This is a genomic window from Vibrio sp. 10N.247.311.12, assembly GCF_041467515.1.
In the GTDB taxonomy this organism is placed as follows: Bacteria; Pseudomonadota; Gammaproteobacteria; order Enterobacterales; family Vibrionaceae; genus Vibrio; species Vibrio crassostreae_C.
In genome coordinates this window covers 1-20774 of record NZ_JBFSUV010000069.1, presented here as the reverse complement: position 1 = coordinate 20774, position 20774 = coordinate 1, and the positions used below count along the sequence as shown (strand labels likewise).

The following is a 20774-nucleotide window of genomic DNA, read 5'->3' as shown; positions in this document are numbered from 1 at the left end:
CCGATGACCTCAACCTTGGCAAGGTTGCGCTCTACCAACTGAGCTAGTATCGCATTTTCATTCAAATTCTTTCTAGAAGAAAGAGAGAATGGAGGCGCCTCCCGGAGTCGAACCGAGGTCCACGGATTTGCAATCCGCTGCATAGCCACTCTGCCAAGGCGCCTTAGTAACTCCAATCGAATCGCTCATTGCCATCCTCTTGGGTACGGGATGCATTCTACGGATTCAGACGATTGAGTCAATATTATTTTTGTATTTTTAATTCGTTTGAATAGATTTCATACGAAACAGGCCAAATAGCTGACTTTATGTTCAAAACACACTGTGAGCGGGTTATTCAAAGGAGATCTATATCACATTAGATATCCACTATTGATAACTTAACCTTAGGTTAAAGATCAAAAAAGCGAGCCTCAGCTCGCTTCTTCATCAATGATGTTTTTCGTCTAACAAATCGTCTTTGGCAGCCATCAAGTATTGTGCCATTGACCAATAAGTAAGAACGGTGGCGACATACAGTGCAATGTAACCTACCCACACCATCCAGTCGTCGTATCTCCAGATAAGTACCCAAAGAGCGAACATCTGAGAAACCGTTTTGACTTTACCAACCCAAGATACCGCAACACTTGCGCGTTTACCGATTTCAGCCATCCATTCACGAAGCGCTGAAATGATGATCTCACGAGCAATCATAGTCACTGCTGGAATAGTTATCCAAATCGAGTGGAAATGCTCAGTAATCAAGATAAGAGCCGTAGCAACCAGTACTTTGTCGGCTACAGGATCAATGAATGCGCCGAAACGAGAAGTTTGTCCAAGTTTACGAGCTAGCATGCCATCTAGCCAATCTGTAAAACCCGCTACCCAAAAAACCATCGCTGCAGCAAAAGGAGCCCATTGATAAGGTAGGTAAAAAACGACAACGAATACTGGGATCAAAAATAGTCTCAGTAAGGACAAAATGTTAGGTATATTCAAACGCATATTATTGGGCTCTTATTAATTGCGCTTTAATGGTGCGGGATTTTTACTATTGTTTCAATGCTTGATAAATGTTTTCTGCCAAAGAATGACTAATGCCCGGCACTTTGGCTATTTCTTCGACAGTTGCACGCTTAAGTTCTTGTAAGCCACCCATATATTTCAGCAAAGCTTGACGACGTTTAGGTCCTACCCCTTCAATTCCTTCCAAAGCACTGGTTCTGCGCGTTTTACCACGTTTCGCCCTGTGCCCTGCAATCGCATGATTATGGCTCTCATCACGAATGTGCTGGATAAGATGCAGCGCTGGTGCATCGCTAGGTAAATTAAACTCTTCACCTTCAAGGGTTACCAAAGTTTCTAAACCCGGTTTACGCGTCACGCCTTTCGCAATACCCATCATTCTTGGTCTAAACGGCCAATCACCCCAATATTGAGAAATGATCTCATGAGCGCGGTTTAGCTGACCTTTACCACCATCGATAAAGATGATGTCTGGGATCTTGTCGACATCGAGTTGCTTCGAATAACGTCTCTCAAGCGCCTGAGCCATCGCTGCATAATCATCGCCACCTGTAATGCCGGTGATGTTGTAACGACGGTACTCTGGTTTAACCGGGCCTTCTTGATTGAACACCACACACGACGAAATCGTGCTTTCACCCATGGTATGACTGATATCAAAACATTCCATGCGCTTGATAGCATCCATCGACAGCACTTCTTGGAGCTCTTTGAAGCGCTGATTAATCGTCATCTTGTGATTAATCTTGGTGGTAATAGCCGTCAATGCATTGGTATTAGACAATTTAAGGTAACGACCTCGGGTACCAGAAGGGTTGGTATTGAAGTGAATCTTACGACCCGCCACTTCACACAAGGCTGCTTGAATCGGTGTGACGTCTTCCATTAGATCGGCATTGAGAATCAAACGGGTTGGAATGGTTCTCGCTTCATTATGCGCTAAGTAATACTGGCTTAAAAAGCTCGAAAAAACCTCTTCGCGTACCGTATTGTTTGGAATCTTAGGAAAGTGGCTTCGGCTACCTAAGACTTTACCTTGGCGAATCATCAAGATATGAATACACGCTACGCCATTCTCTTGAGCAAAGCCCAACACGTCCATATCTTCCATTGAATCGTCAGATACGTATTGTTGTTCTTGCACGCGTCGAATCGCTTGGATTTGGTCACGGAAAGCGGCAGCTTGCTCAAAGCGAAGCTCACGGCTTGCTGTGTCCATTTTGTCGATGAGCGTCTCGAGGACTAGCTTATCTTTCCCTTGCAGGAATAGACGAACATAATCGATAAGTTCACTGTACTCTTCATCAGAGATGATTGAGCTGACACAAGGCGCGGCACAACGACCAATCTGATACATCAAACACGGGCGGGTTCGGTTGGCATAAACCGTATCTTCACACTGGCGGGCAGGGAAAATCTTTTGGATTAGGTGTAACGTCTCACGCACAGCGCCGGAATCAGGGTAAGGACCAAAGTATTCGCCCTTTTTCTTCTTAGCACCACGGTGCATCGACAAACGAGGATGCTTGTGACCGCTAATAAAAATATAAGGGTACGACTTATCATCACGCAAAAGTACGTTGTATTTAGGCAAGTACTGCTTGATGTAGTTGTGCTCAAGAATGAGCGCTTCTGTTTCCGTGTGCGTTACAGTGACATCGATCTTGTCAATATTACTGACTAGAGCGCGTGTTTTTTCACTGTCGACTTTTTTACGGAAATAACTGGAAAGGCGTTTTTTGAGGTTCTTAGCTTTACCGACGTAAATAACGACAGCCTCGGCGTTATACATTCGATAAACGCCGGGCTGCTCTGTTACTGTCTTGAGGAATGAGACTGAGTCAAACAAGTTGGTCACTATACGATCTCAGTGTTAAAGGGTCTCAGTGTCTAACATTCCATGTCTAATCGCTAAATGCGTCAGCTCTACATCGCCACTGATATCCAGCTTACTGAACAAGCGGTAGCGGTAACTGTTGACTGTTTTAGGACTTAGATTGAGTTGTTCTGAAATATCCGTCACTTTCTGACCTTTGGTAATCATCATCATGATTTGAAGTTCACGTTCAGATAAGTCTGCGAATGGATTTTCAGACGCAGGCGAGAATTGGCTCAAAGCCATCTGCTGCGCAATTTCTGGTGAAATGTATCGTTGGCCACTATTAACCACTCGAATTGCATTTACCATTTCGTCCGGACCTGCCCCTTTAGTAAGGTAACCAGCAGCTCCAGCTTGCATCACTTTAGTTGGAAACGGATTTTCCGTATGAACAGTTAAAACGATGATTTTAACATCAGGGTTGAAACGCAAGATCTTCTTGGTTGCTTCTAAGCCACCAATACCAGGCATATTCATATCCATCAAAATAACGTCAGTATTGTTAGTACGACACCATTTTGCAGCATCTTCACCGCTTTCAGCTTCCCCTGCTACGTTCATTCCACGGACGTCTTCAATAATACGTCGTATCCCTGTGCGAACCAGCTCGTGATCATCTACAAGGAAAACATTTATCAAACTTGTATCTCCACACTATTAATTGGCTCTGCAACCACTGTGTCGTTTCATCTGTTTGAAACAATTGAACAAAGGAACAGTGGATCGCAGCATTGAGTACATCTTAACTTAATTACTAAAAAAAAGCTCTGTTGAATATGTGCTGAAACACGAACTTTAGCAAGTACTTATTAACAAATAAGCTAACTAAAACAACAAGCTTTTTCTAAAAATCAACCAGTTAAAACAACACCCAATAAAATTACACAAGATAAAGATATTTTCAATACCATTGAATAACCATTCGCGACAATTTCACTTATTTGCTTATAGAGTCCCGTTATTCGCCTCTACTAACTAGAATTTAGTTAGTATTTTTACTGCCTGTTGTGCGCAGAGGGTCGCTAGATGGTAGTATTCGATTCCCCATTTCAATAGGTTACTACATTGGATATTCAGCAAGGCTTTGTACTCACAAGACAAGCAAGAGATTTTTCAGGGCGCACACAAATCGACTTGTGGTTAAGCACCCCTCAAGGCCCTACTCTGCTGACGATTCAAAATGAAAAACCGGTATTTTTTGTCGCTCAATCTGACGTTGAGGCATGTCAGGCAATCGCAGCGAAAGAGTCGATCGATTGCCAATTTAAGCCTCTAGAATTAGCCACATTCGAGCAAACACCTCTCGCCGCGTGTTACACCTCACTGTCGAGAAGCAGCTTTGGTTTAGCGCAAGCCTTTCACAACGAAGAAATCCAAACCTTTGAAAGCGATATTCGACTCGCCGATCGATTCTTGATGGAACGTTTTATCAAGGGAAGTATTGAGTTCACCGGATCTGCTGTGCAAAAAAATCAGCATCGTCGAGTCTCAAACGCAAAATGCCGAGCAGGTGATTACTTACCCAGTCTATCTGTGGTCTCGCTTGATATTGAGTGTTCGGAAAAAGGCGTGCTTTATTCAATTGGCCTAGACAGCCCGATGGACAGCCGAGTAATCATGGTCGGCGAAGCACAACAAGCTGAAACCAATATCCAATGGGTTGCCAACGAGAAAGCGCTACTTGAAGCCATGATAGCTTGGTTCTCTGAATTTGATCCTGACATCATCATTGGCTGGAATGTTATCGACTTCGATTTTAGGCTGCTGCACAAACGTTCAGAATGGAACGAAGTGAAGCTCAACATCGGCAGAGACAACCAACCGAGCTTTTTCCGCAGTTCTGCTCAAAATCAGCAAGGTTTTATCACGATTCCGGGGCGCGTTGTCTTGGATGGTATTGATATGCTCAAGACAGCGACCTACCACTTCCGTTCTTGGTCTCTTGAGTCGGTATCGCAAGAGCTGCTTGGGGAAGGCAAAGACATCCATAACGTTCATGACCGTATGGATGAGATAAACCGAATGTTTAAGTTCGATAAACCCTCACTCGCTAAGTACAACCTTCAAGACTGCGTACTGGTAAACAGCATCTTCGAGCACACTCACCTACTCGACTTCGCGATTGAGCGCTCTCGATTAACCGGTGTTGAGCTGGATCGCGTTGGTGGCTCTGTTGCGGCCTTTACTAACTTATATCTGCCTCAAATCCACAGAGCGGGTTATGTCGCACCGAACTTAGAGCCAGAGAATTGGATTGCGAGCCCCGGCGGTTATGTGATGGATTCAATTCCCAATCTGTACGACTCGGTTTTGGTACTCGATTTTAAGAGCCTGTATCCATCGATCATTCGCTCGTTTCTGATTGACCCTATGGGACTAATTGAAGGGTTGAAGCTTGAACTAGGCCCAGCAGAAAACCAAGCCGTTGATGGCTTTCGAGGTGGGCAATTCCACCGCTCTAAACACTTCTTGCCCGAGATGATCGAAAACCTTTGGGCTGCACGTGATGTGGCGAAGAAGAACAACGAGAAAGCGTTCTCTCAGGCGATTAAGATCATCATGAACTCATTCTATGGTGTGTTAGGTTCGTCTGGTTGTCGTTTCTTCGATACCCGGTTAGCGTCTTCAATTACCATGCGTGGACATGAGATCATGAAGCAAACCAAGGTTCTGATCGAAGACAAAGGCTATCAAGTGATTTACGGCGATACCGATTCAACCTTCGTGTCTCTGAACGGCAGTTATGATCAGCAAAAAGCAGACGAGATCGGGAACACACTGGTCGCTTACATCAACGATTGGTGGACGAATCACTTAAAAGAGACCCACAACCTAACCTCAATACTCGAATTGGAATACGAGACTCACTATCGCAAGTTTCTAATGCCGACCATTAGAGGTTCAGAAACCGGCTCGAAGAAACGTTATGCCGGATTAATCACTCAAGGCGATAAAGAAAAGATCATATTTAAAGGGCTTGAGAGTGCACGCACCGATTGGACACCTCTCGCACAGCAATTCCAACAAACCTTGTATGAGATGGTGTTTCACGATCAAGATCCAACCGACTACGTCAGACAGTTTGTTGATGAAACCTCTGCTGGCAAACATGATGATTTATTGGTGTATCAAAAGCGCTTACGCCGCAAATTACATGAATACCAAAAGAACATTCCGCCGCAGGTTCGCGCAGCTCGTATGGCCGATGAGATCAATGCTCAGTTAGGGCGCCCTCTTCAATACCAAAATAAAGGACGCATTGAGTATTTGATTACTCTGAGTGGCCCTGAGCCCAAGGAGTATTTAAAGAGTGGTATCGATTATCAGCACTATATCGACAAGCAGATTAAACCGGTCGCAGAGGCAATACTGCCCTTCATCGGTTTAGACTTTGAAAGAGTTAGTGGGCAGCAGTTGGGTTTGTTCTAGCACTATATTCAATATGCTCTTAAAACGAAAAAAGCAGAGATATGTTCTTCAGCACACTCTGCTTTTTAGTATCAATGGATCGGTTATAAATCTCTATCCGATTCTGAACTCGGTTTTCTGATACTGCTTAATCAACCACTCACCAAAGCCATCAAGAATACCGATCACCGAACGTTTAGGGATTGGTCGACCAGAAAGTAAAATGCCCAACCTTTGGATTTCGACTTCTCGATCTGGGTGATACTTCAAGAACTGTTGGCCACATTCAACAGGATCATCGTACCAATATTTATCGCGGTACATCACCAGTGAGTAACTCGCCCGTAGAAGCTTCTTGGCAATAATCACCTGCGCAGCGACTTGTTGTTCTGGCGTTGTCGCTCTTGCGATCTTGTTGCGATACACCGCCAACCAGTTTTCCGCATCCATATTCCAGTGCTTAGCGATTTCCCAACTTGTTTCAAAATCACCATAGCAGTCTGATAAGTCTTCACCATGCACACACACGGCTAAATGCTTGAGCATAAAACCCCAAGTGAAGATATTGTCGAAATCGACTATCTCACTCACTAAGGTAGTTTTTATCGCCACTTGAGTTACCTGCGGGAAGCTCTTTTGGAAACGCCATTTGATGGTGTTCAACAAAGTGGTTCGTTGGTCAGGAAACGGTCGATGGGTCACCACAACCACATCTAGATTGGAGCGACCGAAGACGGCTTGCTTACGAGCCACACTGCCATAAATATAAATACTGTGCAGATTAGATCCTAACCCACCTTTTAGAAAGGTAATCAGATCGTTAACCACAGGTTGAAATTCAGGTTGAAAAGGCTGTGTTGGGTCAATAACGGGTAGCTGCATAGGTCGTTTCGGTAAATAAAATAATGATTTAACTATAACTCTATGATCGCCTAGGTGACTTTATGATTCAAGCTATTCCTATTTATAGCATCTCCGAGATATAATCAGCGGATAGACCCACTAAGGACAAACACAAAATGCCTAGAGCAAGTGAAATTAAAAAAGGTTTTGCTATCACAGTAGAAAGCAAAACAGTGATCGTTAAAGATATCGAAGTAACAACACCAGGCGGCCGTGGCGGCCAAAAGATTTACCGCTTCCGTGGTAACGATGTAGCAACTGGCGTTAAAACTGAAGTTCGCCACAAGGCTGACGAAATTGTTGAAACTATTGACGTAACTAAGCGTGCAGTAATGTTCTCTTACGTTGATGGCAACGAGTACATCTTCATGGACAACGAAGATTACACACAATTCATCTTCAACGGTGAGACTATCGAAGACGAACTACTGTTCATCAACGAAGAAACTCAAGGCATGTACGCGATCCTTATCGACGGCAACGCTGCAACGCTTGAGCTACCAACATCTGTTGAACTAGTTATCGAAGAGACTGATCCTTCAATCAAAGGTGCATCAGCGTCTGCTCGTACTAAGCCTGCTCGTCTTTCTACAGGTCTTACTATTCAAGTACCTGAATACATCGCGACTGGCGACAAAGTAGTAGTAAACACTGCTGAACGTAAATACATGAACCGCGCAAGCTAAGATACTTATTATGACCGAAGCTAACGACCTAATGTCTTATGACGACGCAATTGACACTGCATACGACATCTTCCTAGAGATGGCACCTGACAACCTAGAGCCTGCAGACGTGATTCTTTTCACTGCTCAGTTTGAAGATCGTGGCGCAGCAGAGCTTGTTGAAACTGGCGATGATTGGGTTGAACATGTTGGCTTTGAAGTCGACAAAGAGATCTACGCTGAAGTGCGCATTGGTCTTGTGAATGAAGCTGATGACGTTCTAGACGACGTATTTGCTCGCATGTTAATCAGCCGTGATCCAGAACATAAGTTCTGTCACATGCTGTGGAAACGCGACTAATACCGCTGTTGACGCTCATCTGCATGAGTAAACAAGTATTCATGTAAGCGAGTTAAAAGTTAGCCGAGCCCATTGCTCGGCTATTTTTATCACGCTATTTTCCATCGTGATTCATCACTTTCATCATCAACGTTAGATTCACTGATTATGACCAAAGCAAAAACAGACACACAATCAAAAGGCTATGCCTGCATTGGCCTAGTTAACCCAAAGACGCCAGAAAACGTAGGCTCAGTGATGCGAGCAGCTGGCTGCTACGGCGCCAACTCTGTGTTTTACACTGGCACACGCTACGACCATGCGCGAAAATTCCATACCGACACCAAAGAAAAGCACTTAGCCCTGCCTTTGATTGGTGTTGAAGAGCTGAAAGATATTATTCCAGTAGGCTGCGTGCCGGTTGCTGTTGATCTGATTGAAGGTGCTAAGCCTCTACCTGATTACAAGCACCCACCACGCGCGTTTTACATTTTTGGCCCAGAAGATGGCACGCTAAAGAAAGAGATCACAGATTTCTGTCGTGAGACGATTTACGTTCCGACCAACGGCTGCATGAACCTAGCAGCATCAGTGAATGTAGTGCTTTACGACCGATTAGCGAAAGGCGATAACTTCTCGAATCATAAGTAAATAGAACGAGATACGAGATGCGAAAAGATTTATAGATACGTGTAAACGAGATAAGAGATGCGAAGAGCATGCTTACTGCCGATTATGGCAGTATGTTTTCGATACTCGATTACTCGCATCCCGAATCTTTTATTTCTTCTAGACGTAAAAAAACCTGCTCAATGAGCAGGTTTTTTAGTATTCAGTGCTTTTAGCTAATGAAGCTTTACGCGCAATAAATTACGTAATTACTGACGTGTTCTTGGCTTAGCTGGTTTAGCCGGACGACCGTTGTTCAGTTTAGGCTTACTTTTGTTAGCCTGAGGTTTGCCTTTGTTTGCAGCTGGAGCGCTACGACCTGAATCAGGTGTTGTAGTACCGCGAGTTGCAGGCTTCTTACGCTTAGTTTGGTTGCTACGGCCTTTTGGTGCGTTTGCACGCTCTTCGTGACGCTTAACAGCGCGACGAATTTTTTGGCTACGAGAACGCTCACGCTTACGAGAAGTGTTTGAAGGATCAAGATCCAACAGTGTCTCTTTCTCAGGCTTAAGCTCAACAAGCTCACGCAAGTAGTTAACTTCTTGAAGATCTAGCTCTTTCCAACCGCCACGAGGCAGTTTCTTATCAAGGTAGATATCACCGTAACGTACACGTTTCAGGCGGCTTACTGTTGTTTCTTGTGATTCCCAAAGACGACGAACTTCACGGTTACGACCTTCGTTAATCGCTACATAGAAAGTATGGTTCATACCTTCACCACCAGCGTAAACCACATCTTCAAAACGAGCCATGCCGTCTTCTAGTTGTACGCCACGAGTAACGTTTTTAACTTTCTGCTCAGTCACTTCACCGAATACACGTACTAGGTACTCACGTTCAACCTGACGGCTTGGGTGCATTAGACGGTTTGCAAGCTCACCATCAGTAGTGAAAAGCAAAAGGCCTGATGTGTTTGCATCAAGACGACCAACTGAAATCCAACGAGAACCACGGATCTTAGGTAGACGATCGAAAACAGTACGGCGGCCTTCAGGATCGTGACGAGTACAAAGCTCACCTTCAGGTTTGTAGTAAGCAAGTACACGACAAACCACTTCTTCAGAAGCCTTGCCTGAAACAGTATGGCCATCGATACGGATCACTGAGTTCTCGTCTTCAAGACGCTCGCCCAGTTTCGCAACTTGACCGTTAACACTTACACGACCAGATTTGATTAAACCTTCTAGTTCACGACGAGAACCGTGACCAGCTCGCGCTAAAACCTTCTGTAATTTTTCGCTCATTTACTCTTTTCTACCTAATTGTCGTCTTCACAGACGTCGAATGAATTTTTCGCGACCAAATCGCGGTCGCGTATTATCGCAAATAACCTGCCAAAAAGCACTTGTTATTTACTGTGGCAGGTTTGCTGTATCGTTACAGACTGTTAATCAGTAAAGCGATTATTCAAACGGCGCAGGATCGCCAGCACCACGACGTAGAACCACGGCATCATCGTCACTGAAGTCAATAACCGTTGTCGGTTGCTCACCTAAGTAACCGCCATTCAAAATGACATCAACCGCATGTTCTAGGCTGTCACGAATTTCTTCTGGATCCGACTCCGTAGTCTCGTTACCCGGCAGAATCAGAGACGTCGACATTAATGGTTCACCCATCGCTTCCAAAAGGTCGAGTGCAATCTTGTTGTCTGGGACACGAATACCAATCGTTTTACGCTTGGCGTTCATCAAACGCTTTGGCACTTCTTTGGTTGCTTTAAAGATAAACGTGTAAGCACCTGGTGTATGTGCTTTCAGTAGACGGAAAGCCACGTTATCGACGCGTGCATACAGTGATAATTCAGAAAGATCACGACATAACAAGGTGAAATTGTGCTTGTCATCGATGCGACGAATTTTACAGATACGTTCAAGTGCTTGTTTGTTTTCAAGCTGACAGCCCAGCGCATAACCGGAATCTGTTGGATAAACCACAACGCCGCCATTGCGAATAATCGCAACCGCTTGAGTAATTAAGCGTGCTTGTGGGTTATCTGGGTGTACATAAAAAAACTGGCTCATTATTGATCCTCGTTATCGAATCTCTCGACTCTATCATCAGAAGGAGCTGGCTCACCTAAAGACTATTCAGATGGTGAAACCGTTTGAAACTCCCAATCTTTCCATACTTCTTCGACCCCAGAAGGTAGCCAGAGATTGCGTCCAAGTTCCATCCACGGAGATGGGTAATGGAAATCACTGCCTTGGGAGGCTAATAGTTTGTATTGTATAGCATAATCCGCGAGTGTGCGTCTTTCTTGTTGCGCTTGCTGAGGTTGAGCTACTTCCATCGCATCCCCTTTCGCTTCAACAAATGCCGCTAGCAGGCGCTTAACCCACTTGGCTGTAAGTCCATATCGCCCAGGGTGAGCGAGTACGGCTTGTCCACCAGCAGCATGAATAGCCGTGACAGCATCACTCATTGAACACCAAGTTGGCGGCACATAACCTGGGTTATTACGAGTAAGAAACTTTTTAAACACCTGCTGCATAGTTTTCGCATAGCCATTGTCGACTAGCCACTTAGCAAAGTGAGCGCGAGTGATTGGTGCATCACCCGCAATCAATTTAACTTCTTCTAACACCCCTTCACGAGTCGCTTTCTCAAGACGGTGAGCGATCATCTCAGCACGCCCAATACGGTGTTGCTTCTGTTGTTCAATGAGCGCTTTGAGTTCTGGTGACTCAGGATCAACGTTTAACCCAACAATATGGATATCTTTGTTTTGCCAAACAGTCGAAATCTCAATGCCGTTTATCAACTGAATAGGAAGGTTGTTATCCGCAATATAGCTGCGTGCTTCAGCAAGCCCATCAGTCGTGTCATGATCTGTAATCGCTAGCGCTTCGATGTTAAAGCCAAGCGCTCGGTCAATTAGCTCAGGTGGAGTAAGTCGGCCATCTGAGGCTGTTGTATGACTATGTAGATCAATTCTCATATATTCTTTTTCATTGTTTTCAATTTTTATCGTTATATTTGTGTCAACACACTTGACCCGCAAGCAGAAAACTAGTTAACTAGTACACAAATACGAAGTATCACATTTGATAGGTTCACCATGTTACAAGAATTTAACCAAAACCATAAAGATAAAGTTTTAGAACTTTCTTCAGTAGAAGCAAGTTCAGAGCTTAATTGGTGGCGCACTTGGACAAGTTCTTGGTGGGCTAACGTGTACTTCTAGTTAAACAGTTTGTTTATAAAAAAGTTATCACTAAGCCCGCTTTAATAGCGGGCTTTTTAATTTGTCGAACATCTCACATTCAACTGACTAACAAATCATCGAATTGACCATATTCTAGATTGGGTGAAAGGTATCTTTATGCGACTATGTACGGCAGGAAATTTAAAGAATCATAAAGGAGGTCTTGTGAACAAGGCCATTGAAATCAAAAAGCTGGGAACCATTGAGGTCATCAATTCCTCAGTTCCTTACTCGCAAGATCCAACCAGCGTTTTTCATACTTTGTGTGAAAACAAAACTGATAGTCTTTTGTTGGAATCTGCCGAGATTGAATCTAAACAGAACCTGACAAGCCTACTCCTTATCGACTCTGCTGTTCGCATCGTATGTCGCGGACATGGAGTAACCTTTCAAGCATTGACTGAAAACGGTCAAGCGCTTATCGAACATCTCACTCAAAACGTGAAAGCAGAAATTAAATCTGACCTTACTGATAACGTTTTGACGCTGACTTTTATCGAACCAAGCAACGAATTAGACGAAGACTCACGTTTAAGAGAAGCCTCTTCATTCGATGCACTGCGTTTGGTTCAGCACAGCTTTGAGCAAGACGCGGATAACAAACACGCATTATTCATGGCGGGCTTATTCGCTTACGACATCGTGGCAAACTTTGAGCCACTAGGTGATGCTGAAGCAACCAACAATTGTCCTGACTTTGTATTCTACGTAGCTGAAACACTATTGCGTTTCGATCACCAAGAGAACGAAGGCCTACTTCACGCGAGCTTATTTGCTCAAGATGACAACATCAAAGCGCAATTAACTGACCGTCTAGCCGACATTCAAACTCAGTGTCAGTCCCTGAAAGCCATCACTGAAGTAACGCCGTTAGACAACGTTGAAGCTGTACCTAGCGTTTCAGATGAAGACTTCTGCCAAACGGTTCGTGATTTAAAAGAGTACGTAGTTAAAGGCGATGTATTCCAAGTGGTACCTTCACGCCGCTTCACTCTACCTTGCCCTGCCCCACTGGCGGCTTATAAAGAACTCAAACAAAGCAACCCAAGCCCTTACATGTTCTACATGCAAGACGATCTGTTTACTCTGTTCGGTGCATCTCCAGAAAGCGCGCTGAAATACGAGACAGAAACCAACCAAATCGAGATCTACCCGATTGCTGGTACTCGTCGTCGTGGTAAGCGCCCTGACGGTCAAATCGATTTCGACCTAGACAGCCGTATCGAGCTTGAACTGCGTACCGACAAGAAAGAAAACGCCGAGCACATGATGCTAGTTGACCTAGCGCGTAACGATGTGGCACGTATTGCCGAAGCTGGCACTCGCCACGTAGCAGACTTACTGAAAGTAGACCGCTACAGCCATGTAATGCACTTGGTTTCTCGTGTTGTTGGTCAGCTCCGTGAAGACTTAGATGCTCTGCACGCTTACCAAGCTTGTATGAACATGGGCACGCTAACGGGCGCACCAAAAATCCGCGCAATGCAGCTTATTCGAGACGTAGAAAAAACGCGTCGTGGTAGCTACGGTGGTGCAGTCGGTTATCTAACTGGTGAAGGGACTCTAGATACTTGTATCGTAATTCGCTCTGCTTACGTTGAAGATGGCGTGGCACAAGTACAAGCAGGCGCTGGGGTCGTATTTGACTCAGACCCACAAGCAGAAGCCGATGAAACTCGCGGCAAGGCACAAGCGGTTATCTCAGCGATTCAAGCAGCTCATACTAAGAACCTAACAAATAAGAAGGAGTCGTAATCATGGCTGATATTGTATTCATCGATAACTTCGACTCGTTCACTTACAACCTTGTAGACCAATTTCGTTCATTAGGTCACAGCGTAAAAATTTACCGTAACAACATTCCTGCAAAAGTAGTTGAAGCGGCGATCAACGAACTAGACAACCCTGTTGCACTGCTTTCACCAGGCCCTGGCGCTCCAGCAGATGCGGGCTGTATGCCAGAGCTGATTCAGCTTCTAAAAGGTAAAGTGCCAATGATTGGTATTTGCTTAGGCCATCAAGCGATTGTTGAAGCCTATGGCGGCACCGTTGCAGGCGCTGGCGAAATCATTCATGGTAAGGTGTCGATGATGGAACACCAAAACCATGCGACTTACCAAGGCTTACCTTCGCCATTGGCTATCGCTCGCTACCACTCTTTAGTGGCAACGCATGTATCTGATAGCCTAACGGTGACCGCTGAAGTAGATGATTTGGTGATGTCTGTGGTTCAAGAACAAGACAAGGTGTGTGGATTCCAATTCCACCCTGAATCAATTATGACGACCTACGGTGCAACGCTTCTAGCAAACGCTATCGAATGGGCTCTTGAGAAACCTCTTCGCCTTGAAAAGACTGGAAAATAGGAAACGATCATGGAACAGATTAATAAACTTTACGAACAGCAGTCTCTTACTCAAGAAGAAAGCCAACAGTTATTTGATGTGATCATCAAGGGTGAACTAGACCCAATCTTGATGGCTTCTGCGCTAACTGCACTGAAAATCAAAGGCGAAACGCCCGATGAAATTGCAGGCGCAGCAAAAGCACTACTTGCGAATGCAAACCCGTTCCCGCGCCCTGATTACGATTTCGCAGACATCGTAGGTACAGGTGGCGACGGTCACAACACCATCAATATCTCGACGACTTCTGCATTTGTTGCCGCAGCGTGTGGCTTAAAAGTCGCGAAGCACGGTAACCGCAGCGTATCGAGCAAATCAGGCTCTTCTGACTTACTGGATTCGTTCGGTATCAACCTAGCGATGACAGCTGAAGACACACGTACGGCTGTTGATGAACTTGGCGTAGCATTCCTATTTGCTCCGCAATATCACGTTGGTGTACGTCACGCGATGCCGGTTCGTCAAACAATGAAAACGCGCACTATCTTCAATATTCTTGGCCCACTGATTAACCCTGCTCGCCCTAACATCGAGCTAATGGGTGTTTACAGCAAAGAGCTGGTACGCCCTATCGCAGAAACCATGCTGCAAATGGGCATGAAGCGCGCGGCGGTTGTTCACGGTAGCGGCCTTGATGAAGTAGCGATTCACGGCGAAACCATGGTTGCTGAAATCAAAGATGGCACAATTCACGAATACACAGTGACACCAGCAGACTTTGGTTTGAACACTCACCCTCTTGAAGCAATCAAGGGCGGCGAGCCAGAAGAGAACAAAGCCATCACAACCGATATCCTGACGGGTAAAGGCACTGATGGTCAAGTTGGCGCAGTGGCAGTCAACGTTGCTCTACTGATGCGTCTGTTTGGTCACGAAGACCTAAAAGCCAACGCACAGCAAGCAATTGACGCGATGAACTCTGGCAAAGCATACGAGCTTGTACAAAAGCTTGCTGCACACGCCTAACGAACGACGAATCGAGACAAAGAACATGACACAGACTACCGATAAACTGTCGACCCACGTTTCAGTCAAAGAAGCTGAAATGGCGGAAGTATTAGCAAAAATCGTTCGTGATAAATACCAATGGGTTGAAGCACGTAAGCAGACTCAACCATTAGACGAGTTTAAAGCGTCACTAACTGCAACAGACCGCAGCTTTTATGACGCTCTGAGCGGAGAACAAACGGTTTTCATCACTGAATGTAAAAAGGCCTCTCCGTCAAAAGGTTTAATCCGTGACGAGTTTGACCTCGACTACATTGCTTCTGTTTACAACAACCACGCAAACGCGATTTCTGTGCTGACAGACGAGAAGTACTTCCAAGGTGACTTTGAGTTTTTACCTAAAGTTCGCAGCATTGCTAAGCAGCCTATCCTGTGTAAAGACTTCATGGTTGATACCTACCAAGTGTATCTAGCTCGTCATTACTCAGCTGATGCTATCTTGTTAATGCTATCGGTATTAGATGACGAAGAGTACAAAGCGCTGGCGGAAGTCGCTCACTCACTCAACATGGGTGTATTGACCGAAGTCAGCAACGAAGAAGAGCTTCACCGTGCAGTCGCTCTAAACGCTAAGGTGATCGGCATTAACAACCGTAATCTTCGTGACCTTTCGACTGATTTGAACCGTACTAAAGAGTTGGCGCCGCTGATTCGCGAACTGGCTCCAAACGCAGTTGTGATTTCAGAGTCTGGCATCTACACACATCAACAAGTTCGTGACCTTTCAACGTTTGCAGATGGCTTCCTAATCGGTAGCTCTCTAATGGCAGAGAAGAACCTCGAGCTTGCGGTACGCAAAGTAACACTGGGTGAAAACAAGGTGTGTGGTTTAACTCACTCTGACGATGCAGCAAAGGCTTATCAAGCTGGTGCGGTATTCGGTGGTCTGATATTCGTTGAAGCATCTAAGCGTCATGTGGATATCGAAGCGGCTCGTTTGACTATGAGCGGCGCACCTTTGAACTACGTGGGTGTGTTCCAAAACCACAGCGTTACTGACGTTGCGAAAACGGTTTCTGAGCTAGGCCTGTTCGCTGTGCAATTGCACGGTGATGAGTCTCAAGCGTTTGTCGATGAGCTAAAACAGTCACTACCTGAAAGCGTTGAGATTTGGAAAGCTTACGGTGTTTCTCCCGATGCTGAGAGCTCGCTACCAGAATTACTGGAAAGCAACGTGACTCGTCACCTGCTAGATACTAAAGTGGGTTCTCAAACTGGTGGCACAGGCCAAGTGTTCGATTGGAACCTAATCAACAACCAAAGCGCAATCATGTTGGCGGGTGGTCTAACCCCAGAAAATGCTAACCAAGCGGCTAAGTTGGGTTGCTTAGGATTAGACCTAAACTCTGGTGTTGAATCTGCTCCAGGAAAAAAAGACGCAGACAAACTGCAACGTGCTTTTGCAGCGATTCGCAATTACTAGTCCAAACTCGGCGCTAGAAATTAGAAAGCAGAAACTAAAAACATATTTGTGAGCTTTGCCTTTTGCGAAGCTCAAACAAGATTAAATGACTTGGTGTGAATACACATCAGTAGAATTGAAGGAATAACACAATGGCTAAACTCGATGCCTACTTTGGTGAATACGGTGGTCAATACGTACCGCAGATCCTAGTGCCAGCACTAGACCAACTTGAACAAGCATTTATCGATGCACAAGCCGATCCTGAGTTCCGCAGCGAATTCATGACGCTTCTTCAAGAGTACGCTGGTCGTCCAACGGCGCTAACGCTAGCACGCAACCTAACAAAAGGTACAAAAACCAAACTGTACCTAAAGCGTGAAGATCTACTTCACGGCGGTGCTCACAAGACAAACCAAGTTCTTGGTCAGGCATTGCTAGCAAAACGTATGGGTAAGCAGGAAATCATCGCTGAAACTGGGGCAGGCCAACACGGTGTGGCAACGGCTCTAGCGTGTGCTCTACTAGGTCTTAAGTGTCGTGTATACATGGGTGCAAAAGACGTTGAACGTCAAAGCCCGAACGTGTTCCGTATGAAGCTAATGGGCGCAGAGGTTATCCCTGTTCATTCTGGCTCTTCAACGCTAAAAGATGCGTGTAACGAAGCACTACGTGACTGGTCTGCAACTTATGAAGACGCGCATTACCTATTAGGTACTGCAGCGGGTCCTCACCCATTCCCAACGATTGTTCGTGATTTCCAACGCATGATTGGTGAAGAAACGAAGAACCAAATTCTAGCTCGTGAAGGTCGCCTTCCTGATGCAGTTATCGCGTGTGTCGGCGGTGGTTCAAACGCTATCGGTATGTTCGCGGATTTCATTGAAGAAGAGTCTGTACGCCTAATCGGTGTAGAGCCTGCTGGTAAAGGTATTGATACCGACCAACACGGCGCGCCGCTTAAACACGGTAAAACTGGTATCTTCTTCGGTATGAAAGCACCACTGATGCAAGATGAGAATGGTCAAGTAGAAGAGTCTTACTCTGTATCTGCGGGTCTAGACTTCCCATCAGTTGGCCCTCAACACGCGCACCTAAATGCTATTGGCCGTGCTGAATACGACAACGTGACCGACGACGAAGCGCTAGAAGCGTTCCAATTGATTGCACGTAAAGAAGGTATTATCGCAGCGCTAGAGTCATCTCATGCTTTGGCTCATGCTGTTAAAATGGCTCACGATGACCCAGAGAAAGAACAGCTATTAGTGGTTAATCTATCTGGTCGTGGTGATAAAGACATCTTCTCTGTACACGACATTCTTAAAGAGAAAGGAGCATTATAATGGATCGCTATCAATCACTCTTCACTCGCTTAGCTGAAAAGAATCAGGGCGCATTTGTACCATTCGTAACGGTTGGCGATCCTAACCCTCAGCAGTCTCTTAAGATCATGGAAACTTTGGTTGAAGCGGGTGCAGATGCACTTGAGCTTGGTATTCCATTCTCCGATCCGCTTGCAGATGGCCCGACAATCCAAGGCGCAAATATTCGCGCGTTAGATTCAAAAGTAACGCCAGATGTGTGTTTTGATCTTATTGGTCAAATTCGTGCTAAATACCCAGATCTGCCAATCGGCCTACTGATGTACGCAAACTTGGTGTACGCACGTGGTATCGAGAACTTCTACGAGCGTTGTGCGAATGCAGGTATCGATTCAGTATTGATTGCTGATGTACCAACCAACGAGAGTGGCGAGTTTGTTGCTGCAGCTAAGAAGTTTGGTATTCACCCAATCTTTATTGCTCCACCAACAGCAAGTGATGAGACGCTTCAATCGGTTTCTGAGCTAGGTGGTGGTTACACTTACCTACTTTCTCGTGCTGGCGTAACGGGTGCAGAAACCAAAGCAAACATGCCTGTGACAGCCCTACTTGACCGTTTGAACAAGTTTGATGCGCCACCAGCACTGCTTGGTTTCGGTATCTCTGCTCCTGAGCAAGTAAAAGAAGCCATCGAAGCTGGCGCTGCTGGTGCTATCTCTGGCTCTGCGGTTGTGAAAATCATTGAAAACAACGTTGAACAACCAGAAGCAATGCTTAAAGCACTTGCTGAGTTTGTTACGCCAATGAAAGCGGCAACGCAAAAATAATAAATAGGCTCCCACTAGTGCGATAATTTGCGCTGTGGGAGTTTTTCTCCGAGAACACGTCCAAACCCTCTCAATTGTTAAATTTCTGATAAAAACAACACCTCATACAAACCTGTAGCACACCTATAATACCCCACCAAAACATCACCACCATTTATAAAAATAATGACAAACCAAAAGGCAAACGTTTGCTTTAGCGTAAAAAATCATCAAATGACATTTGATTACTGCTTTTTGGTGTTCTTTCATCTCTGCTCATATTGATAAATGTAAAGGATACGTGTAAAACTTCTCGCGAAATATTAATCCAATGGTACATCGTACATTGGTGAGTAGTTCTGGGATTTTTATATTTAGTAGCACAGAGGTTATGGAAGTGTTAAAAGAAAAGAGTTTACTAAGCAACATCGGCGTTCAAGTCGTTATTGCAATGATCATCGGTACCCTAGTCGGTGCGATGATGGGTGACAGCGCAACTATGTTCGCTCCACTGGGTGCTATCTTCATCAATTTGATCAAGATGCTGGTTATCCCTCTAGTCGCGGTTGCCCTAATTTCAGGTGCTGCTGGTCTAGGCAACAGCTCATCAGCAGGTAAAGTGGGCGTGACCACTCTAGGTTACTTTGCACTAACGTCTGCACTTGCTGTAGCACTAGCGCTAGTAATGGGTGAAATATTCGAACCGGGTCGTGGTATCGATGTTTCTGGCGTTGAAGGCATGTTCTCTTCTGAATACGCTGCGAAAGGCGAACTTCCAACGTTCTGGGCAACCATCACGGGTATGATCCCGACCAACGTTTTCCAATCACTGAATGAAGCAAACATTCTGCAAATTCTAGTCTTCTGCTTATTCTTCGGTATTGCGATTTCTAAACAAGCGAAAGAGAAACGTGACCCTATCATCAATGGCGTAAACGCGATTGTTGACGCTATGGTTTGGATGATCAACAAGGTTATGATCATTGCACCACTTGGCGTATTCGGCCTAATGGCAGAAGCTGTGGGTACATTCGGTTTTGGCGCACTTATGGTTGTGTTCAAACTGTTCGTTGTTTACATCGCTGCGATTCTAATCTTCGGCTTTGTTGCTTACCCGCTAATGATTCAAATCTTCACTAAGACTTCTGCGAAGAAGTTCCTAGTGGCGATGAAGAAGCCTCAAGCGGTTGCACTATCAACAGCATCTTCAATGGCGACACTGCCAGTAACAATGGAAACGGTAGAGAAAGAACTTGGCGTTCGTAACTCTACGGCTTCATTCGTTCTGCCTCTTGGTGCGACGATCAACATGTCTGGTAACGCAATTTACTACGGCCTAGTTGCTATCTTCTTCGCACAGCTGTTCAACATCGACCTGTCTATGGGCGCTTACATTGCTATCATCGTAACGTCGACTCTAGGCGCAGTTGGTCAAGCAGGTGTTCCAGGTCCTTCTTTCCTAGTGGTTGCGGTTCTTCTAGCAGCTGGTATCCCTATTGAAGGTCTACCTCTGTTGTTCGCTCTAGACCGTATCTTCGACATGATCCGTACTGCTCTAAACATCACTGGTGATGCAGCATGTGCAGTCATCGTTGATTCTCTAATCGAAGACGAAGCGAAAGAAGCTGAGCTACAAAAACAGCAAGCGTAATATTAAGCTTCAGTTTGATTGATAAATAAAACCGCCTTCATGAGGTAATGCCGTTCACTTAAGAGTGAACGGCATTTTTGTTCTTAGCATACCGTTGTGG

General features: G+C 45.2%; 19 protein-coding genes, 1 tRNA gene and 1 other annotated feature. Of the genes, 12 read left to right on the top strand and 8 right to left on the bottom strand.

The features are described from left to right. Positions 1 to 89: 89 nt before the first annotated feature. The 4 genes from AB6E30_RS21615 to uvrY all read right to left on the bottom strand — a co-directional run bounded on the left by AB6E30_RS21615 (position 90) and on the right by uvrY (position 3526). Positions 90 to 163: transfer RNA gene (locus tag AB6E30_RS21615), tRNA-Cys, on the bottom strand. Positions 164 to 429: 266 nt separating this feature from the next. Then, on the bottom strand, positions 430 to 987 hold the full coding sequence (gene pgsA, locus AB6E30_RS21610; protein ID WP_010438068.1) for a CDP-diacylglycerol--glycerol-3-phosphate 3-phosphatidyltransferase: 558 nt from the start codon (positions 985 to 987) through the stop codon (positions 430 to 432). Between the two features lie 46 nt (positions 988 to 1033). Further along, complete coding sequence (uvrC, locus tag AB6E30_RS21605) at positions 1034 to 2866, bottom strand: excinuclease ABC subunit UvrC (RefSeq protein ID WP_137001114.1); 1833 nt, start codon at positions 2864 to 2866, stop codon at positions 1034 to 1036. Positions 2867 to 2881: 15 nt separating this feature from the next. After that, a complete protein-coding gene (gene uvrY / locus AB6E30_RS21600; RefSeq protein WP_004729778.1) occupies positions 2882 to 3526 on the bottom strand; it encodes a UvrY/SirA/GacA family response regulator transcription factor in 645 nt (214 codons plus the stop codon). Positions 3527 to 3952: 426 nt separating this feature from the next. Here uvrY and AB6E30_RS21595 point away from each other — a divergent pair, with 426 nt between their 5' ends. Further along, entirely contained in the window at positions 3953 to 6316 is a 2364-nt protein-coding gene (locus AB6E30_RS21595; RefSeq protein ID WP_137001115.1) for a DNA polymerase II, read from the top strand. A 93-nt stretch (positions 6317 to 6409) separates the two neighbouring features. Here AB6E30_RS21595 and AB6E30_RS21590 read toward each other — a convergent pair whose 3' ends face one another. Beyond that, positions 6410 to 7177: a hypothetical protein gene (locus AB6E30_RS21590; RefSeq protein ID WP_017061494.1), complete on the bottom strand. Its 768-nt coding sequence runs from the start codon at positions 7175 to 7177 to the stop codon at positions 6410 to 6412. Between the two features lie 137 nt (positions 7178 to 7314). Here AB6E30_RS21590 and yeiP point away from each other — a divergent pair, with 137 nt between their 5' ends. The 3 genes from yeiP (at position 7315) to AB6E30_RS21575 (ending at position 8854) form a co-directional block, all read left to right on the top strand. Beyond that, positions 7315 to 7884 (top strand): elongation factor P-like protein YeiP, encoded by a 570-nt coding sequence (gene yeiP / locus AB6E30_RS21585; RefSeq protein WP_017055115.1) that lies wholly within the window; start codon positions 7315 to 7317, stop codon positions 7882 to 7884. A gap of 10 nt (positions 7885 to 7894) precedes the next feature. After that, entirely contained in the window at positions 7895 to 8224 is a 330-nt protein-coding gene (locus tag AB6E30_RS21580) for an HI1450 family dsDNA-mimic protein (RefSeq protein ID WP_004741258.1), read from the top strand. A 147-nt stretch (positions 8225 to 8371) separates the two neighbouring features. Next, on the top strand, positions 8372 to 8854 hold the full coding sequence (locus AB6E30_RS21575; RefSeq protein WP_017061495.1) for an RNA methyltransferase: 483 nt from the start codon (positions 8372 to 8374) through the stop codon (positions 8852 to 8854). Between the two features lie 227 nt (positions 8855 to 9081). Here the strand turns inward: AB6E30_RS21575 and rluB are convergent, their stop codons facing one another. From rluB to rnm, 3 genes are all read right to left on the bottom strand, one after another. Next, on the bottom strand, positions 9082 to 10116 hold the full coding sequence (gene rluB / locus AB6E30_RS21570) for a 23S rRNA pseudouridine(2605) synthase RluB (protein ID WP_017055112.1): 1035 nt from the start codon (positions 10114 to 10116) through the stop codon (positions 9082 to 9084). 159 nt (positions 10117 to 10275) lie between these two features. Then, complete coding sequence (locus AB6E30_RS21565) at positions 10276 to 10896, bottom strand: L-threonylcarbamoyladenylate synthase (protein WP_009848751.1); 621 nt, start codon at positions 10894 to 10896, stop codon at positions 10276 to 10278. Between the two features lie 62 nt (positions 10897 to 10958). Beyond that, complete coding sequence (rnm, locus tag AB6E30_RS21560) at positions 10959 to 11813, bottom strand: RNase RNM (protein WP_017061496.1); 855 nt, start codon at positions 11811 to 11813, stop codon at positions 10959 to 10961. Between the two features lie 120 nt (positions 11814 to 11933). Between rnm and AB6E30_RS21555 the strand changes: the two genes are divergently transcribed. The 8 genes from AB6E30_RS21555 (at position 11934) to AB6E30_RS21520 (ending at position 20674) form a co-directional block, all read left to right on the top strand. Then, positions 11934 to 12059, top strand: coding sequence for a trp operon leader peptide (locus AB6E30_RS21555; RefSeq protein ID WP_009848753.1), 126 nt, complete (start codon positions 11934 to 11936; stop codon positions 12057 to 12059). Beyond that, positions 12006 to 12120: a sequence feature (Trp leader region), on the top strand. (Overlaps the previous gene by 54 nt.) Before the next feature lie 125 nt (positions 12121 to 12245). Then, positions 12246 to 13835 carry an anthranilate synthase component 1 gene (locus AB6E30_RS21550; RefSeq protein WP_372105195.1) on the top strand — a complete coding sequence of 530 codons (1590 nt, stop codon included), beginning with the start codon at positions 12246 to 12248 and terminating at the stop codon, positions 13833 to 13835. Between the two features lie 2 nt (positions 13836 to 13837). Then, positions 13838 to 14446, top strand: a complete 609-nt coding sequence (locus AB6E30_RS21545) for an aminodeoxychorismate/anthranilate synthase component II (RefSeq protein ID WP_017063544.1) — start codon at positions 13838 to 13840, stop codon at positions 14444 to 14446. 9 nt (positions 14447 to 14455) lie between these two features. After that, complete coding sequence (gene trpD / locus AB6E30_RS21540; RefSeq protein WP_017063543.1) at positions 14456 to 15451, top strand: anthranilate phosphoribosyltransferase; 996 nt, start codon at positions 14456 to 14458, stop codon at positions 15449 to 15451. Between the two features lie 25 nt (positions 15452 to 15476). After that, entirely contained in the window at positions 15477 to 16916 is a 1440-nt protein-coding gene (trpCF, locus tag AB6E30_RS21535) for a bifunctional indole-3-glycerol-phosphate synthase TrpC/phosphoribosylanthranilate isomerase TrpF (RefSeq protein ID WP_017063542.1), read from the top strand. 131 nt (positions 16917 to 17047) lie between these two features. Further along, the gene (gene trpB / locus AB6E30_RS21530) at positions 17048 to 18238 is read left to right on the top strand and encodes a tryptophan synthase subunit beta (RefSeq protein WP_017067402.1); all 1191 of its coding nucleotides are present in this window, start codon (positions 17048 to 17050) and stop codon (positions 18236 to 18238) included. Beyond that, positions 18238 to 19044, top strand: a complete 807-nt coding sequence (gene trpA, locus AB6E30_RS21525) for a tryptophan synthase subunit alpha (protein WP_017070760.1) — start codon at positions 18238 to 18240, stop codon at positions 19042 to 19044. The genes trpB and trpA overlap by 1 nt, the downstream gene beginning before the upstream one ends. A gap of 310 nt (positions 19045 to 19354) precedes the next feature. Then, positions 19355 to 20674, top strand: coding sequence for a dicarboxylate/amino acid:cation symporter (locus AB6E30_RS21520; protein WP_346393668.1), 1320 nt, complete (start codon positions 19355 to 19357; stop codon positions 20672 to 20674). Positions 20675 to 20774: the final 100 nt, after the last annotated feature.

Bases quoted from the DNA above. Each gene is read 5' to 3' on its own strand.
- trpCF (WP_017063542.1), top strand. From the start codon at position 15,477: ATGACACAGACTACCGATAAACTGTCGACCCACGTTTCAGTCAAAGAA.
- yeiP (WP_017055115.1), top strand. From the start codon at position 7,315: ATGCCTAGAGCAAGTGAAATTAAAAAAGGTTTTGCTATCACAGTAGAA.
- pgsA (WP_010438068.1), bottom strand. From the start codon at position 987: ATGCGTTTGAATATACCTAACATTTTGTCCTTACTGAGACTATTTTTG.
- AB6E30_RS21520 (WP_346393668.1), top strand. From the start codon at position 19,355: ATGGTACATCGTACATTGGTGAGTAGTTCTGGGATTTTTATATTTAGT.
- rnm (WP_017061496.1), bottom strand. From the start codon at position 11,813: ATGAGAATTGATCTACATAGTCATACAACAGCCTCAGATGGCCGACTT.
- AB6E30_RS21565 (WP_009848751.1), bottom strand. From the start codon at position 10,896: ATGAGCCAGTTTTTTTATGTACACCCAGATAACCCACAAGCACGCTTA.
- AB6E30_RS21580 (WP_004741258.1), top strand. From the start codon at position 7,895: ATGACCGAAGCTAACGACCTAATGTCTTATGACGACGCAATTGACACT.
- AB6E30_RS21555 (WP_009848753.1), top strand. From the start codon at position 11,934: ATGTTACAAGAATTTAACCAAAACCATAAAGATAAAGTTTTAGAACTT.
- AB6E30_RS21590 (WP_017061494.1), bottom strand. From the start codon at position 7,177: ATGCAGCTACCCGTTATTGACCCAACACAGCCTTTTCAACCTGAATTT.
- trpB (WP_017067402.1), top strand. From the start codon at position 17,048: ATGGCTAAACTCGATGCCTACTTTGGTGAATACGGTGGTCAATACGTA.
- AB6E30_RS21545 (WP_017063544.1), top strand. From the start codon at position 13,838: ATGGCTGATATTGTATTCATCGATAACTTCGACTCGTTCACTTACAAC.
- trpA (WP_017070760.1), top strand. From the start codon at position 18,238: ATGGATCGCTATCAATCACTCTTCACTCGCTTAGCTGAAAAGAATCAG.
- AB6E30_RS21575 (WP_017061495.1), top strand. From the start codon at position 8,372: ATGACCAAAGCAAAAACAGACACACAATCAAAAGGCTATGCCTGCATT.
- trpD (WP_017063543.1), top strand. From the start codon at position 14,456: ATGGAACAGATTAATAAACTTTACGAACAGCAGTCTCTTACTCAAGAA.
- rluB (WP_017055112.1), bottom strand. From the start codon at position 10,116: ATGAGCGAAAAATTACAGAAGGTTTTAGCGCGAGCTGGTCACGGTTCT.